The 16,599-nt window shown below is 60.8% G+C and carries 14 protein-coding genes; 3 read left to right on the top strand and 11 right to left on the bottom strand.

What is annotated here, in order from left to right; genetic code table 11:
* Positions 1–57: 57 nt before the first annotated feature.
* The 3 genes from ACIQWP_RS16715 to ACIQWP_RS16705 all read left to right on the top strand — a co-directional run bounded on the left by ACIQWP_RS16715 (position 58) and on the right by ACIQWP_RS16705 (position 3,627).
* Positions 58–975 (top strand): DMT family transporter, encoded by a 918-nt coding sequence (locus ACIQWP_RS16715; RefSeq protein ID WP_402789124.1) that lies wholly within the window; start codon positions 58–60, stop codon positions 973–975.
* 67 nt (positions 976–1,042) lie between these two features.
* On the top strand, positions 1,043–3,085 hold the full coding sequence (locus ACIQWP_RS16710; protein WP_402789122.1) for an FAD-dependent oxidoreductase: 2,043 nt from the start codon (positions 1,043–1,045) through the stop codon (positions 3,083–3,085).
* Positions 3,086–3,264: 179 nt separating this feature from the next.
* On the top strand, positions 3,265–3,627 hold the full coding sequence (locus ACIQWP_RS16705; protein ID WP_402789120.1) for a hypothetical protein: 363 nt from the start codon (positions 3,265–3,267) through the stop codon (positions 3,625–3,627).
* A gap of 29 nt (positions 3,628–3,656) precedes the next feature.
* Here the strand turns inward: ACIQWP_RS16705 and ACIQWP_RS16700 are convergent, their stop codons facing one another.
* The 11 genes from ACIQWP_RS16700 to ACIQWP_RS16650 form a co-directional block, all read right to left on the bottom strand.
* On the bottom strand, positions 3,657–4,721 hold the full coding sequence (locus ACIQWP_RS16700; RefSeq protein WP_402789117.1) for an ABC transporter ATP-binding protein: 1,065 nt from the start codon (positions 4,719–4,721) through the stop codon (positions 3,657–3,659).
* A 17-nt stretch (positions 4,722–4,738) separates the two neighbouring features.
* Positions 4,739–6,253: a DUF5060 domain-containing protein gene (locus ACIQWP_RS16695; RefSeq protein ID WP_402789114.1), complete on the bottom strand. Its 1,515-nt coding sequence runs from the start codon at positions 6,251–6,253 to the stop codon at positions 4,739–4,741.
* Between the two features lie 38 nt (positions 6,254–6,291).
* Positions 6,292–7,179 (bottom strand): carbohydrate ABC transporter permease, encoded by an 888-nt coding sequence (locus tag ACIQWP_RS16690; protein ID WP_402789112.1) that lies wholly within the window; start codon positions 7,177–7,179, stop codon positions 6,292–6,294.
* A complete protein-coding gene (locus ACIQWP_RS16685; protein WP_402789110.1) occupies positions 7,176–8,075 on the bottom strand; it encodes a carbohydrate ABC transporter permease in 900 nt (299 codons plus the stop codon). Before ACIQWP_RS16685 ends, ACIQWP_RS16690 begins: the two co-directional genes overlap by 4 nt.
* A 96-nt stretch (positions 8,076–8,171) precedes the next feature.
* Entirely contained in the window at positions 8,172–9,425 is a 1,254-nt protein-coding gene (locus tag ACIQWP_RS16680; protein WP_402789108.1) for an extracellular solute-binding protein, read from the bottom strand.
* An 84-nt stretch (positions 9,426–9,509) separates the two neighbouring features.
* Positions 9,510–10,151, bottom strand: a complete 642-nt coding sequence (gene dhaL / locus ACIQWP_RS16675) for a dihydroxyacetone kinase subunit DhaL (RefSeq protein WP_402789106.1) — start codon at positions 10,149–10,151, stop codon at positions 9,510–9,512.
* Complete coding sequence (locus ACIQWP_RS16670; RefSeq protein ID WP_402789104.1) at positions 10,151–11,167, bottom strand: dihydroxyacetone kinase subunit DhaK; 1,017 nt, start codon at positions 11,165–11,167, stop codon at positions 10,151–10,153. Before ACIQWP_RS16670 ends, dhaL begins: the two co-directional genes overlap by 1 nt.
* A 58-nt stretch (positions 11,168–11,225) precedes the next feature.
* Complete coding sequence (locus ACIQWP_RS16665; RefSeq protein WP_402789102.1) at positions 11,226–13,106, bottom strand: hypothetical protein; 1,881 nt, start codon at positions 13,104–13,106, stop codon at positions 11,226–11,228.
* Positions 13,103–14,137: a Gfo/Idh/MocA family protein gene (locus tag ACIQWP_RS16660; RefSeq protein ID WP_402789100.1), complete on the bottom strand. Its 1,035-nt coding sequence runs from the start codon at positions 14,135–14,137 to the stop codon at positions 13,103–13,105. The genes ACIQWP_RS16665 and ACIQWP_RS16660 overlap by 4 nt, the downstream gene beginning before the upstream one ends.
* Before the next feature lie 203 nt (positions 14,138–14,340).
* Positions 14,341–15,168, bottom strand: coding sequence for a phosphogluconate dehydrogenase C-terminal domain-containing protein (locus ACIQWP_RS16655; protein WP_402789098.1), 828 nt, complete (start codon positions 15,166–15,168; stop codon positions 14,341–14,343).
* A 92-nt stretch (positions 15,169–15,260) separates the two neighbouring features.
* The gene (locus tag ACIQWP_RS16650; protein WP_402789096.1) at positions 15,261–16,595 is read right to left on the bottom strand and encodes a four-carbon acid sugar kinase family protein; all 1,335 of its coding nucleotides are present in this window, start codon (positions 16,593–16,595) and stop codon (positions 15,261–15,263) included.
* Between the last annotated feature and the right edge of the window lie 4 nt (positions 16,596–16,599).

Below are 16,599 nucleotides of genomic sequence, written 5' to 3'. Positions count from 1 at the left end.
CAAATATCGGCGCACACAGGAGGCGTTCCTTCTGCTTCCGTCCTTGAGTCCTCATAAATGACATTCCAGTTTCCGGCCCGCTCCGCTTTTGCCAGCGATTATGAGAGGGGCGTTCTACTCGTGGCGACAGCAATGCTTGCGTGGAGCTGCAGTGGCATCTACGCACGCCTTCTGACCACGGACATATGGACGGCGATCGCCTGGCGATCGCTGTTCGGCGGTCTGTTCCTGCTGATCCCCAGCTTTTTCCTCGAAGGCGGGTTTTCCAGGCGGCAATGGGCATCGATCTTTCATCCTGCCGGGCTTGCCATGCTGGCCTGTCAGATGATCAGCCAGGCGTGCTTCATCGGCGCGCTCTATACGACCACGGTCGCAAACGTGACCATGATCTATGCGACCGCGCCGTTCATCGCCGCTTTTCTCAGCTGGACCATGCTGAAGGAACGCGTTGCGAAACGGACTTTGATTGCAGGCGGCGTCTGTCTCATCGGCGTCGCCGTTATCGTCGCGTCCTCGATCGGCGGCGGTACGGGTGTCGGCGATCTGCTGGCGCTCGGCATGACGGTCACCTTCGCCCTCATCATCGTCATCCCGCGCATGGACCCGAGCATCCCGATCTTGCCGTCGAGTGTTATCAGCGGGCTTCTGACGTTTGTGATCTTCGTGCCCTTTGCCTCGACAAGCTCGGTGGATGTGCAAAACTGGCTTCTGCTTGCCGCTTTCGGAGCGACGAATTTCGCGCTCGCTTTCGTCCTCTTTCTTTTCGGATCGAGAAAGATGCCTGCCGCCGATGCGGCGCTCATCAGCTCGATGGAGATCGTATTGACGCCGTTCTGGGTCTGGCTGTTCTTCTCGGAAGTGCCGTCGGTTGCGACCTTCGTTGGCGGGGCGATCATCTTTGCGACCATCGTCTGGCACACGGCCATCGACCTCAGGCATAGCCGTCGTCGTCGTGTGCCGGTCAAAAGGCTATAGCCATCAACTCCCGTCTCGGCAAAGATAGCGGCTTGAGCCTCGATTTCACAGAAGCGATGAAAGCGACATGACCTCCAACGATCCCTTGCTCCAGCCCTATCAGCTCAAGCACCTCACGCTGAAGAACCGCATCATGTCGACGGCACATGAGCCGGCCTATTCGGAAAACGGCATGCCGACGGACCGGTACCGGCTTTATCATCGCGAGAAGGCAAAGGGTGGCATCGCACTGACGATGACGGCGGGGTCGGCGATCGTTTCTGCGGATTCACCTCCGGCCTTCGGCAATCTCCATGCCTATCGCGACGAGATCGTCCCCTGGCTGAAGAAGCTTGCCGACGACTGTCATGAGTACGGTGCCGCCGTGATGATCCAGCTGACCCATCTCGGCCGCCGCACCGGCTGGAACAAGGGCGACTGGCTGCCGGTGCTGGCGCCGTCGCCGATCCGCGAGCCGGCACATCGCGCCTTTCCGAAGACGGCTGAAGATTGGGATATCGAGCGCATCATCGCGGACTTCGCCGCCGCGGCCCAGCGTATGCAGGATGCCGGTCTCGATGGCATCGAGATCGAGGCCTACGGCCATCTGACCGATGGATTCTGGTCGCCGGCAACCAACAGGCGCGAGGACGAGTTCGGCGGCTCACTCGAAAACCGCATGCGCTTTTCGATGATGATGACCGAGGCGATCCGCAAGGCTGTCGGCCCGGATTTCATCGTCGGCATGCGCATGGTGGCCGATGAGGACTGGGAAAAGGGGCTTTCGCGCGAGGAGGGCGTCGAGATCGCCAGGCGATTGGTCGCGTCCGGCAATATCGACTTCCTCAACATCATCCGCGGTCACATCGACAACGACGCGGCGCTCAACAATGTCATTCCGATTCAAGGCATGGCGTCGGCGCCGCATCTCGACTTTGCCGGCGAGGTGAGGGCGGCAACGAAGTTCCCCGTTTTTCACGCCGCGCGTATCGGCGATGTCGCCACCGCTCGCCACGCGATCGCGGAAGGCAAGCTCGACATGGTCGGCATGACGCGCGCTCACATTGCCGACCCGCATATCGTCAACAAGATCATGTCAGGGCAGGAAGCGCATATCCGCCCGTGCGTCGGCGCCACTTACTGTCTCGATCGGATCTACGAGGGCGGCGAGGCGCTCTGTATTCACAATGCGGCGACGAGCCGCGAGGCCGAGATGCCGCACCAGATCGAGCCCGCGGCAGTGTCCCGAAAGGCTGTCGTCATCGGCGCAGGCCCAGCCGGGCTTGAGGCGGCACGCGTGCTTGCCGAGCGCGGCCACAAGGTTGATGTGCTGGAGGCAAGCGGCAAGGCCGGCGGGCAGGTGAACCTGCTCACCCGCAATCCGCGTCGCAAGGAGATGATCGGCATCATCGACTGGCGGCTCACGGAATTGGAGCGCCTCGGTGTCACGATCCATTATGATGTCTATGCCGGAGCGGATGAGGTCTCGGCGTTTGCGCCCGATCTCGTGGTCGTGGCAACGGGCGGTATCGCGCAAAACCCGGAACTAGAGGGTGGCGACGCTCTCGTCACCTCCTCATGGGACATTCTTGCCGGCGCGGTGAAACCCGAGGGCCAGGTTCTGCTCTACGACGACAATGGCGGTCATCCAGGCATGTCGGCGGCCGAGGTCATCGCCCATAGCGGCGCCGAACTGGAGCTTGTGTCGCCGGAGCGTTTCTTCGCGCCGGAGATGGGCGGCATGAACCATGTGCCCTATGCGAAGACCTTCGCCGAGAAGAATGTGCGCGTTACCATCAATACGCGGCTGAAATCGGTGCGGCGCGACGGAAATTCCCTGGTCGCGGTTCTGGGCTCCGATTTTTCCGAGCAGTCGCAGTGGGAGCGCCGCGTGTCGCAGGTCGTCGTCGAACACGGGACGGTGGCTAACGACGAGCTTTACCTCGAACTGAAGCCGATATCGCGTAATCTTGGCGCCGTTGATTATCCGGCGCTGATCGCCCGCCGCGCGCCGCTGCCGGTAAAGAACGAGGCAGGTTCCTTTGATCTCATCCGCATCGGCGATGCGATCGCAAGCCGCAATATCCACGCAGCCATCTACGATGCGCTACGCTATTGCTCGCTTCTATGAATGGTAAACTGATTGTTATCAAATAGATATATTAAAAATCTAGAGTAAATAGTGAGGATTCCGTACCCCGGCATAGTCGTCGGCGCTGTCATCGTTCTGAAACAAAATGTAACAACTAATAACACCCGGTTACGTCCGAATCGGTATATTCCGCTCGTGTTCGAACGAGAGGTCGCTTGATGCTGGCTAACCATGTACCGTCCCCTTCACAGGCCGATGTGCTGATCTGTCTCGATAATCAGCAGGTTGCGTCCCGCATCGGCTCTGTCCTGACGGAGCAGGGGTTGTCGGTGGCCGCCATATCGGCGACGGGCATTCAGGAGTGGTTCGAGCCAAACGGCTGCAAGCTGGTCGTCACGCATACGGCGATGATCGGCGATGTGCGTACGCGGCTGAACCTGCCGATCGTCAATCTCGAAGCATTCATCTTCGATCGCCCTGAACATGTGGCCGAGGGTGCGGCGCGGCAGTTCGATGGCGAGGCGTTCATCAAGCGGGTATTTTCCGTTATGAGCGGCACTCAAAAACGGGTGGCCGGCTGATCTGCGTCAGCCGACGTTTCAGGCGTCCTTTACAGCCGTTGCTGACTGGCTTTATCGAAGAAATGCAGGTTAGGGCTCTTCAGGGAGAGCTGCACCTTCTGGCCGGGCGTCAGTTCGGCCCGTTCCCGCATTACCCAAGTCAACTCCTTGCCTTCCAGGTCTAACGCGACATGCGTTTCCGAGCCCGTGGGTTCGACGACCGTGACGGTTGCGGCAACGCCGCCCTCCGATGCGAAGGAAATATCTTCCGGGCGTATGCCCAGAACGATGTCGCGGCCATCCGACTGAGCGGGGGCGTTGGCGATGTCGATGCGGGTGCCGGTTGGCAGCGCGAGTGCAGAAGAAGCCCCGCCAGTGATCTTGCCTTCGAGGAAGTTCATCGCAGGCGAGCCGAGGAAGCCGGCGACGAAGACATTTTTCGGGCGGTCGTACAGCTCGAGTGGGGAGCCCACCTGCTCAACCTTACCACCCTGTAGAACGACGATCTTGTCAGCCATGGTCATGGCCTCGATCTGATCGTGGGTCACGTAGACGATCGTCGTCTTCAGGCGTTGATGCAGCGCCTTTATTTCCGCGCGCATCTTCACGCGCAGCTTGGCATCGAGGTTGGACAGCGGCTCATCGAAGAGGAAGACCTTGGGGTCGCGCACGATGGCACGGCCCATGGCAACGCGCTGGCGCTGGCCGCCGGAAAGCTGGGCAGGCTTGCGGTGCAGCAACGGCTGCAAACCGAGTATCTTGGCGGCCTCGCCGACCTTCAGGTCGATTTCGGCGCGCTTGGCGCCGGCGAGCTGCAGCGCAAAGCCCATATTCTGCGCCACCGTCATCTGCGGATAGAGCGCATAGTTCTGGAACACCATGGCGATGTCGCGATCCTTCGGCGGCAGGTCGTTGACGACCCGGCCGCCGATCGAGATTTCCCCGCCGGTGATATCCTCCAGCCCCGCGATCATGCGCAGCAGCGTTGACTTGCCGCAGCCCGAAGGGCCGACGAGAATGACGAATTCGCCGTCCGAGATTTCGACATCGACGCCATGGATGATGTTTACCGCGCCGTAGGACTTCCTGACGTTCTTGATGGTCAATCCGGACATGACATTCCTTCCTTGGATCAGTGCTTCTTGCGGATGCGGAGCGCCTGGTATGGCTTGCCCGGCAGTTCCACGCCGAAGGCTGCGTCCGCTTTGCCGCCGCGCACGATCGCGCCGTGGCGCGTCGGATGCGGGATCGGCGCTTCCACTTTCCTGGCTGGGGTGATCGTCATCTCCCAGGTGTTGATGATGTCGACGTCATAATCCGTTCCATCCTTCGGCAGGCCGGTGGACCAGATGACGGGCTGATGCTCGCCGAGATAGATGTAACTGACATCGCCGTCGCGTGCGCCGGAAACACGGGTCCAGGGCCATTCGCCGAATGAGGCCATCGGCTCGAGGCCGTTGATGACATCCTGCTCCAAGAGATCGCGCAGGAAGCCGATGCGTTTCCAGGCTTCGCCGCGAAGCTCGCCGCCCTTCGCCCACCAGATCAGATCCTCTGGATGCGAATAGGTCTCGCCGTGGCCGGCATAGCCGCCGCGCGTCACCGTGATCCAGAAGCGATGCACCAGCTCCTCGGCCGTCAGGTTGCCCCAGGACTGGATGATGTTGCCTTCATATTCCGGCTCGTCGTTGACGACAGGCTTGCCATAGGCCTCGCGCCATTCCTGTGTGCGCTTCACGTCCCAGTTCTGAATGCAGGTATGCGTCACCCAGGGCTTGCGATGATCGAAATTCATCGTCGGCTCGCCGTTATGGATCGACTTCAGGTGGCCGTAGGGATCGTTTTCTTCGAGAATGTGGAAATAGCGGTCCCACTGCTGCAGCGGCTTGGTGTCGAGCAGGAAGTCATACTCGTTGGCAAGCGCCCACCAGACGTTGCGATAGGCGGCAAGACGCGCCGCGAGATAGGCGACGTAGCGGAAATCCTGCTCGGCCGACATGTCGGCATAGCCCCAGCGATCGTAGGGGTGGAACATGATGATGTCGGCCTCGATGCCGAGATCGCAGAGCGCTGCGACCTGGCTCTCGAAATGGCGGAAGAGGACGGGGTTCGGCCGATCGAAGTCCTCCTTGCCGTCGCCGCCCTTTTCGAAGCAGGCGTAGAGCGGCTCATTGACGTTGTAGGGATAGTCCTTCGGGAACACGCCCATGCGGATCTTGTTGAAGCGCGACGTCTTCAGCGTCTCGAGCGTCTGGGCCTGCATGTCGAGCGGCTGATGCGTCCAGGCATAGCATGTCGTGCCGAACGACAGGAAAGGCTTGCCGTCGGCATAGGCGAAATGGAACTTGTTGCGGACATGCACCGGGCCATGATTGCCTTCGGATGGCTTGGTCGCGACGAAAGAGCCGGTCTTGCCGTTCAGTTCGGATGTCTTCGAGCGCGTGCGGAACGACCAGTCGCCTTCGGTGTCCGGCATGAAGCGAACGCGATAGACGCCGTCGCCGTCATAGAAGCCCGGCACGCGGACCTCGCGGCTGTTCTGGCTGAAGACGGCATCGAACTCCACATCGAGATAGGGATTGCCGCCGGAAGGGCCGTTGAAGGCCGCTTCGAAGACTCCCCATTTTTCGACGGACGCGTTGGACATGATGTTCTCCTCGGAAGATGTATGGATGGTTCGACCGCTCAGCCCTTGACCGCGCCGGAGGTGAGGCCGGAGACGAAGTAGCGCTGGAAGATCAGATAAACGATGGTGGCCGGCAGCACGGTCATGACGATCGCCGCATTCAGCTGGCCGTAATCATTGGAAAACTGGCCCTGGAAGGACATGAGCCCGAGCGGCAGCGTCCACATGTGCTGGTCCTGCAGCAGCACGAGCGCCATGGCGAACTCGTTCCAGGTCGAGACGAAATCCAGGATCAGCAGTGCCGCAAGCACAGGCAGGCAGACCGGCAAGAAAATCCGGCGGAAGATGGTGAAGTGGCTTGCCCCGTCGATCAGCGCCGCTTCCGACAATTCCTTCGGAATACCCCTGAAGAAGCCGTGCAGAATGAAGACCTGATAGGGCACGCCGAAGGCGATGTAAGGCAGGATCACGCCCGGATAGGTGTCGATCAGCCCGAGCGAATTAACCAGCGTGAACAGCGGCGCCAGCATGACCTGAAAGGGGATCATGGTGCCGAAGACGACGAGGAGCAGCAGCAGCTTGCCGAACCGCAGGCGGATCTTGGCGAGCGCATAGGCCGCCATTGCCGAGAGAATGAGCCCGAGCGGCACCTTGATCACGGTGATGATGGCGCTGTTGAGGAACGCATTGGCAAAGTTGCCACGGCCCCAGGCGCTCGAATAGTTCTCGAAGGCCGGATCGAGCGGCGGCATGAAGGCACCGGTTGATGTCACATCGGCTGCGGTCTTCAGCGACGTAAAGACGATGAAGACGAACGGCGCGAGCCAGATCGCGGCAACGACGAACAACGCGATCCATAGGCCGATTAGGACGGGGTCCCGCTTGCGTTTTGCCGGAGCAATGGTCTCGAAGCCGTCGGACAGAGATGTGGCCGATGCTGCCGTCATTGTTCGGCCTCCTCATGCTTTTGCGTCCAGCGCAGGTAGGGGATGACGACGATGATGGTGATCAGCAGCAGCACAACCGAGATTGCAGCGCCACGGCCGAAATCGAAGATCTGCATCGCCTGGGTAAAGGCCCAGAGCGCCAGCATCTGCGTGGATTGCGCCGGCCCGCCGCCCGTCAGGCCATAGACGATGTCGAAGGCCTTCAGCGAGGAGATGACCGACAGCACCAGCACGATGGTCAGCGTCGTGCGCAATGCGGGGAGAGTGACATAGCGGAAGATATTCCAGCGCCCGGCGCCATCGATGCGGGCGGCTTCGACCAGCGTCTGCGAGACGTTCTGCAGGCCCGCAAGAAACAGCACCATCGAGAAGCCAACGGATTGCCACAGAAAGGCGAAGAAGACGGAATAGAGCGCGATATCCTTGTCGCCGAGCCAGTCCTGAATCCAGTCCTGCAAGCCCATGGATGTCAGGATTTCGGTGAAGAGACCGAAGAAGGGATCATACATCCACTTCCACATGGTCGCGACCGCAATCGGGGCGATGATGACAGGCAGATAAAAGATGGCGCGGAAGGTATTGCGGGCAAAGAGCTTTTGATTGAGGCCAAGCGCCAGCAGCAGCCCGACCATGGGCGGAAAGATCACGCACATGATCGTCCAGATCACGGTGTTGCGGAAAGCGACCCAGAAGACGGGGTCTTGCGTGAAGATATATTGGTAGTTCGCGAGACCAACGAAGGGACGCTGCGGATCGAGGCCATTCCACTTCTGGAAGCTCAGCACCACCACGTTCAGCATCGGATAAAGCGCGAAGATCGCGTAGATCAGCATGGCCGGCGCAAGCAGGATTGCTGCCTGGACGCGTGGATCATGGGTTCGATTGCGGAATGACATTCTGGTTGTTCCCGGCGACAGCTGACGCTTGCGCATGAAGGCGAGGGAAGCCGTCCGCCGCGATCGACAATCGAAGCGGCGGCCTCCCTCGAGCGATCAGGTGCGACCCGAAATGAAGGTCTGCAGCTGCTTGGCAGCATCGGCCGGCTGGATGTTGCCGGCGGCGACATCGTTGATCACCCGGAAGTATTCGGTGGTCACGTCGAGCGGGAATGCCTGGTCGCCATTCATGTAGACCTTGCCGTAGGTCTTGAAGATTTCAAGCCATTTCGCCTCGAGCGGCTTCTGGTCGGTGTACTGAACATTCTTGTTGACCGAGATCGAGCTGATCTGACCGACGAGATCCTGCTGCACCTTGGTCGACAGGAAATAGTCGAGGAATTTGGCGGCGAGATCCGGATTCTTGCTCTTGGTGCTGATGTAGTTGTACTCGGCAAAGCCATAGAGGCGGTTGGTATTCGTCGGGAAGGGCACGACGCCATAGTCGTCGAGGTTGACCTTGCTGCCGCTCAACTGGCTGACCAGCCAATCGCCTTCCAGCATCATCGCGGCACGGCCGGCGACGAACAAAGTGTAGGACTGCTGGTTGCTGATGCCCATGAAGGGCTTCAGCGTGTAGTCCTTGGTCCACTTGGCGAATTCGGCAAAGGCATCGGTGGCGCAGGGCTCCTTGGTCCAGTCGGTCTTCATGGCCATCAGCGCGTCGTGCTTGTCGGCGCCGCATTTGGTTTCGAGCAGCACGTCCATCAGGCGCATGACGTGCCAGTTGACCGAGCCGCCGAAGGTGAAGGCCGGGATTTTTGCGGCTTTCAGCTTTTCGGCTGCAGCCAGCAAATCCTCATAGGTTTTCGGTTCCTGAGTGATGCCGGCCTTCTCGAAGAGCTTCTTGTTGTAGTAGATCGCTTCGCCCTTGAAGGTGAAGGGAACGCCGTGTTTGCCGCCCGGATAGAGATCGGCAAAGGCGGCGGCGGAAGGAAGCAGCTCGTCGTTCCACTTGTACTGGGTGTAGTACTTGTCGAGCGGCAGCGACAGACCTGCCTTCACATATTCGCCGCCGAGGCCAAGCCCTGCCCAGCTGAAATAGATGTCAGGACCCTTGCTGGAGCCGGCGGCCACGCGAAGCGCGGTCTTGTGTTCATCGACCCCACGCTGGACGATCTGGATATGGGTGCCAGGATTGGCGGCTTCAAAGTCGCTTGCCACCTTCTTGAGGGCGGAATTGGCGCCGCCATTGTCGAAGTTCAACGTCCAAAGCGTCAAGTCTTCCGCGGCAGCGTCGGTCGCCGCCAGGCCGGCGGCCACAATCGCAGCCGCGCCGAACCACCGTGCATATTTATAGCTGACAGCCATCTCCCGTCCTCCTCTGAGCTTAGCTGTGGGCGGTTTTGACAAATAGTCATCAACATGTCAACTGGTATGATGAGGTTATCAGCACTATGGCGTGAAGTGCTCCCGGAAACAGCCGATCACCGCGACAGCCGATGCCGCGCCGGGGTCCATGTGTCCCAAGGCGCGCTCGCCGAGCCGCGACGAGCGCCCCTTTGCCGCGATCATATCCTTCGTCGCATCCGCTCCGGCTTCCCCAGCCCTGAGAGCGGCGGCCAGACATTCGGCAAGCGGCAAGCCCTGATCCCGGGCGGCTCGGCAGGCGGCCGCGGCCGGCGCCCAGGCGTCGACCATCGTCTTTTCGCCGACCTCTGCCTTGCCCCGGTCCTGAATGCCCTTGGCAAAGGCTGCGAATACCTCGACGATATCATCGTCGTTCAGCGAGCTTTTTCCCTTGGCGGCCGCACCCGCCCGCATGAAGGCCGTCGCATAGAGCGGTCCCGACGAGGCACCCACGGCATTGAGGAAGGATCTCGCTGCCGTATTGAAGACCAGCGTCGGATCGGATGTCGTCGAATCCAGCTCCGAAACCGCCTTGGCGGCTGCGGAAAAACCAAGCTCCATCGCAATGCCGTGATCGGCATCGCCGATCACCCCGTCCAGTTCGCAGAGGTGGTCCTTTTCGCGAACCATCGCCTCCGCGATCCGCGCAAAAAGCGCCTTCAGGTCGTCCGTCGTAATCAGTGTCATTAGAGGGCCTCGCCGGAGCGGAACATGGCGCAGTCGCAGGGATGATCGATCAGCCGCTGCAGCTCATCGTCCAGATGCATGAGCGTGATCGAGGCGCCGGCCATTTCCAGCGATGTGCAGTAATTGCCCACGAGCGAGAGATGGATGACGAGGCCTGCATCATCGAGCATCGCCTTGAGCTTGCGCATCATGATGTAGAGTTCCATCAGCGGCGTCGAGCCGAGCGAGTTGACAAGGACGGCAACCCGGTCGCCGTGCGCCGGTTTCATCTCCTTCAGGATCTTGCCGACGAGCTCGCTCGTCACCTCATCAGCGGACCGCATCGGGCCGCGGGCGATGCCGGGCTCGCCATGGATACCCATGCCGATCTCCATCTCGTCGGCGCCGATCTCGAAATTCGGCCTGCGTGTCTGCGGTAGCGAGCAGGGCGAGAGCGCGACGCCCATCGTATAGGTGCGTTCATTGGCGAAGCGGGCGACACGCTCGACGTCGTCGAAGCCGTACATCAGATCACACGCGGCACCGGCGGCCTTGAAAATGAAGACGTTGCCGGCAACACCGCGGCGGCGTTCCTTCTGTTCTATTGGCGCCGAGGCGATGTCGTCCGTGGTCAGCACGGTGCGGACCTCGATGTCGTCCATGGTAAGCATTTCCGCCGCCATGTCGAAATTCATGACGTCGCCTGCATAGTTGCCGTACATGAACAGCACGCCGGCGCCGCCATCGACTGCCTTGGCGCATTCGATGATCGGGTCGGGCGGCGGTGAGGCGAAGACGTTGCCGATCGCGGCGGCATCCGCCAGTCCCCTGCCGACAAAGCCTAGAAATGTCGGCTCGTGCCCCGAACCGCCGCCGATAACCAGGCCGACCTTGCCGGTCCGCGGGCCATGGTTCGCCACGATCGAGCGCGGCGATCCGTCGACGGCGTGGAGGTGGCGCGGATGGGCCGCCAATATCCCGGCCAGCATTTCATCTACCGCCGCCGCGCCATCGTTGATCAGCTTCTTCGTCTTCACGCAATTCTCCCAAATCATTACGAATGTTGGGAATAACATGCGCGTCTGAAAATGAAGGTCAATCCATCAAAGCGAGCGAAACCGTCCTATAGGCATCAAGTGTCAGCTGCCTTTTTCCGCGCTGCTCAGATGGACGAAGTTTCCCCAACTCGATCCGCTGCGGGATGGGTGAGATGTTGACCAGATGGAGCTCGCGCGGCATTTCGGGCTGCACGGTGATGAAGCCGAGAACGGCGGTGGGATCGGACGACAGGCATTCTCGCCACTTATGGCCGGCGAGGCGAGACAGGGTAGCGACCGTGTTGAATAGCGGCCGATTGGCTCCCGCAGCCGACGGTTCCTTCTCTGCTGCAATCAGTCCGAACGATCCGGTCATCGCCGAAAGCGTCAGGCATTCCAATCCGGCATCGAGGACACGGGCGGCGTAGCCGAGTGCAAAGGCCTCGCCAAAACGGGCATTGTGCCGCGAATCGGTATTGGCCATGGCGATGCGTCCGCTGTGGGGGTTGTCCATCGTCCGGCTGCCATAGGGGTTTTGGCGCATCGGGATGGTCGAAGGGCCGATGCGATACGGCTTGTCGCCGTAGATGGCACGGACGGAGCGGGTGATGAAGGGCAGCGCCTCCAGTGTCTGCATGACGCTGAGATCGTCCGCCGCATGCACGATCGGATTGGTGCAATGGGTGATGAAGCTTAGCGTATCGGCTGGAACCCGCTTGCGGTTAAGCTCGGTAAAATAGCTGAGCATGCCGCCGCCAAGGCGCACACCCGGGAAGGCGGCGTGCGCCGCTGCATAGACCTCTTCTAGAGGCGGACATTCGGGCCACTGGCTGCCCGGTGGCGTCGATTGCCGATCGACCGAAGGCGAGATCACGATGGCGTCGGGCTTGAAGCCGGCATCTTGCATCCAGCGTGCGATCTGCTGTGTCTCGACAAGCGGAGATTTCCGGCACGGCAATGCGATTTCCAAGGTCGATCGCCCGGCATGAAGCGCCGCGATGACTGCAAAGGACTTGACGGCGTCAACGCCGTGGCCGGCATCGGGATCGAAGTGGAAGAGCAGCTCTTGCGGGGCAATTTCGCCCAGCCTGTCGCGGGCGGCAAGGGTTGCCTCGGCTTCTTCGGGCGTGATGACGAGCCCGATTGCGGGCATGAGGCCAGACTTTTCACCCGGGCTCAGCGTAATCGCGCGTGTATCCGCAATGGTCGCCGAGGTGATCGTCGAACGCCGCATGTCGCCTATGGAAAGGACGATCCGTTGACGCACCGGCTTGCCGGCTGGAATCTGATAGGGCCAAGGCAGAGCGAGCGGGCGAACATAGGTCTTGTAGGAGGCATCGGACCAGTTGCGCTGGTCTTCCATTTCGAATGTATCACCTTCCATCCGGCATTCGGCCGTAACGTTCGGCGTCACGCTATGCGTAATCGTCCGCATGTCCTTGAAGGGCTGCCAGGGTTCGATGAGGTCGGGGAAATGCGTGTTCTCGGCGCTGCCGTCAACATGCTCGACCGACACCGGCATGCCTGCGACGCCAACGATCGGATGCAGGATGCAGAAGCCGCAGCGATTGGTTTCGAAGCCGGTCATCGACAGCACTTCCGCTTCGAAGATCAGAGCTTCGTTCGCCGCAGCCATGATCCGCACATCGATCTCGAGGTCGGTGTTGTCAGGTCCGGCGCACCGTGCGACGTAGCTGACGAAAAAGGCATCGTCGCGCTGATCGATCCACAGCTCCTCGATCACAGGCGCATACGTGCCCCAATCGCGATCGCGGACCAGATAAGAAACGGCCCGCAAGACTTCTACGCCGTCATAGCGGATCGCGCGCAGATTGCCGCCCTTGAAATCGGCGGTGAGCTTTCCGGCGGTTAACTGCACTGGCGGCGTTTCGGTATCGAGCGTGCCGTAGAGCTGAAACGGATCGGTCCTGGTCGTCATCGCAACATGGCTTCGACATCGACCGAGCACCCGCTGGCGGCACTCTCATAGGCGGCCTCGACAAGCGCCAGGGTTTTGAGATTGTCGGCGCCGGACGTGGAGGTTTCGCCGCCATCGGCAAGGCGGTCGGTCCAATGCTGCTGGATCGCCAAAACGCTCTCCTGGATATTGTGCCAGGGGCGCGAGGCCCATGACAGAAGCTGCGGCGAGGCATCGGAGACCGTTACGCCATCGGCGCCATTAACCTCGAGCCGATAGCCCTGCGACAGTCGGATGGTGCCCTTCGTGCCGTCGAGCTCGATCAGCGTTTCCGGGAAGGGCTCCTTGGAAAGCTTGGAGGCATAGCTGACGTCGACGATCGAGGTTGCGCCGTTCTCGTGGTCGAGCAGGATGGTGGCGACATCCTCGCCCTTTATGTTCGGATTGACCCGCCTAGTGCGGGCCGTCAGCGAAGCGACGTCGCCAAGGATGAAGCGGGCGATATCAAGCGTATGGATGCCGAGATCTTCGATGATGAAGCGCTCGCCTTCGGCCAGGTACGGCTGGCCTGAGAAGACGTCAAAACCGGAGCGGAAGGAAAAACGGCCCCAGAAGGGCTCGCCGATCGCGCCGGACTGGAGGACATTCTTCACGACCTGTATGGGTGTCTGCCAGCGGAAGTTTTCATGCACCATCAGCGGCACGCCGGCTTGTGCGCAGGCCGCAACCATGACCTTGGCATCGCTCAACGTCTTTGCGAAAGGCTTCTGGCAGATCGCCGGGATCTTGTGGGAGGCCGCCATTTCCACCAAGGCGCGATGGCTTGCGACTGTCGTTGCGATGTCGACGAAATCGAAACCGCCATCGGCAAACATCGCGGCGGCATCCGCGTAGCGGCGTTCGATGCCGAACTGGTCGCCGACAAGCTTCAGCCGCTCCGGGTCACGGTCACAGATCGCGACGATATGCGCTCCTCTGACATCCCGCCACGCGTGCATCTGATTGATCGCGAAGAAGCCGCAGCCGATCAATGCCCCCTTGAGTTCCATCATTTCAGCCTGCCCTTTTCATTTGCATGAGAGGCCGGTCATGACGGCCAGCTTTGCCGCGAGCGCCATTGCCATGCCGTGGCAGGCACGCCAAAGGCAGCAATATCAGTTTGCATTTCAGCATCACGATCTCCTCCCAACCTAAGATCGGCCCGCGCCCGACGGGACAATAGACGGGGAGGGCAGAACCCTCCCCGACATGTCAATCAGGTGATGCGGCGGATGCTTTCTGCAATCTCCTGCGGCTCGAACACATTCTTCCAGTCGTCGCGCATCAGGGCAGGGATGCCGAATTCGATTGCCTTGTTGCAGGCATCGGAGAAGACGCCGTCGACTTCCTTGAAGATAACGGCGCCGAGCACGTTCATGTGGCCCAGCAGAAAGTCGCGGGCAGCTTCTGCCGGAACACCGCGGGCGACGCATTCGTCCATCGCCTGACGCATGATGACGAGCAGCGAGGCGCAAACGGTTTCGGAGAGACCAGGCTCCAGCATCGCCATCTGCTCGACGGTGACGCGATGCGAGCGCATGACGGGCGCCCAGATGACCTTGGCGATCTCCTCGCCGAGAGCATAGGCGCTTTCCGGACCCTGCATCAGGGCCGAGACGATGTGCTGCTTGGCAAACAGGCCGCCGAAATGATCCTTCTTCGCCTGCATGTCGGTTTCGTCGTTGAAGATCGGCGGATGGCAGGGATGGGTGACGAAATAGGTGAGGTCGTCACGTTGCGGCAGATGGCCCGCGAAGGGGGCGGCGGCGTCGAGAGCGACAACCATAGTGCCGGGCTTGAGCTTGTCGACGATGCCGCCGGCGACCTTGCCGATCGCCGTGTCGGGAACTGCAAGAATGACCACGTCGGCGCCGTCGAGTGCCGCATCTGCCGGCACGCAATCGATGGCGAGGTCATTCTTCAGGCGTGCTTTGCCGGCGTCGCCGACCTCGACATGGCGCACGTCGAAACGCGAGCCTTTCAGGTTCTTGGCGAGCCGGTAGCCCATTTTGCCGCCGGCGCCGAAAAGAGCAATTGCAGTCATGATAGTTCCTCGTTCGTTTTCAAACCGTGGTACCGTAAGTGGTATGATGAGTCAATGAGTATGCCATTGGCTAGGTGGAAAATGACTTTCGATTACGAGCTTCTGCCGCTGCGGATCTCCGCGAAATAATCGTCAGTCCCGACCTGTCCGCCTTTGAGCGCGATCTGCAAACCATTGGTCGGACTGTAGCTGCCGTGCGCCGTGCAGAGCGGCGAGCCTGGCGTCTGCGGCAGGGGCAGCAGTGTTGTCAGTGCCTCGACGCGCAGCTCCTTCAGCGCGTGGCTCGACGTGTCACCGCCAGCAATGACGGCGCGGCCGAGATTTTCCTGTTCGATCAAGCGTCTCAGGATGGTGCCGAGGGCTTGCCCGAGGCGATGGCGTGCGCCGGGAATGCGGTCGATATCGCGGCCGCGGTCGGCGGAAGGGCCGAGCGCGGTATGAAGAATGACGCTACGGCCAGCCTTCAGGCTGGCTATGCCGGCGCCAACAGCTGTCTCGAGCGCATCCCCGGCATTTTCACCGACAAGCGCCAAGGGATCGAGATCGATACCGTCAAAGCCTTCAGCTGTTGCGCGGCGAATTTGCCGTTCGGTCGTCGGCGAAACGCTGCCGGAGACGACCGCCAGGCGATCGACCTTGCCCGGAGGTGCGAAATCCGGCTTCTCTCCGATCAGACCTTCGTCGCGCCAGGCGCTGAGAAGGGCATATTCGACACCGGATGAGCCCGCGACGAAGGCGTTACCCTTGTTTGCAAGACGCCATAGCTGGTTTCCTGCGGCGGCCTGCGTTTCCCCGCCGTCGACGTCAAGCAGCAGGATACCTTCATCGCCCCCCGTCAGCGCATCGATTCGCTCGTCGGCGTCGATTGCCCGGATCGCCACGAGGTCGGCGAGGCTGATGGGGAGGGACGTCTGCTTGCTCAGATGCACGGCCAGATCGGCCTCATCCATCGGCGTGACCGGATGCCGGCTCATGACCGGATGTCGGTCGATCCGGAAAACCTGGCCCTGATAGGCCGCAAAGAGATGGCCGAAGGCGGTGTAGCGCCTCAGCTGCGGTGCCCCGACCACGACCGGCACGATGGATTGCCGAAAGAACGCCTTGCCGATTTCGATCGCCTTGCCGATATTGCCGACCTTTGGGCTGGAATCGAAGGTCGAGCAAACCTTGTAGTGGCAGATCGCGGCATCGAGATTTTTCAACCATTGGAATGCTGGCGTCAGATGTTCATCCATCCATTGCGGCGTTTCGCTGCGGCTGGTTCCGGCAATGCCGATGGCGCGGCAATCCTCGAACCGCTCCAGCATGGCCTCGCTCGGAATACCGAGGAAGAGGGCCGTTGAGACGCCGTTGGAGGCGAGGGCCTCCATGACATCGGTCGAGCCGGTAAAGTCGTCGCCGTAATAGCTCAGCAGAAGATTGGACATTGTT

This window comes from Rhizobium sp. NPDC090279 (assembly GCF_044769665.1).
Taxonomy (GTDB): Bacteria; Pseudomonadota; Alphaproteobacteria; order Rhizobiales; family Rhizobiaceae; genus Rhizobium.
This window is presented reverse-complemented; position numbering and strand designations above follow the sequence as displayed.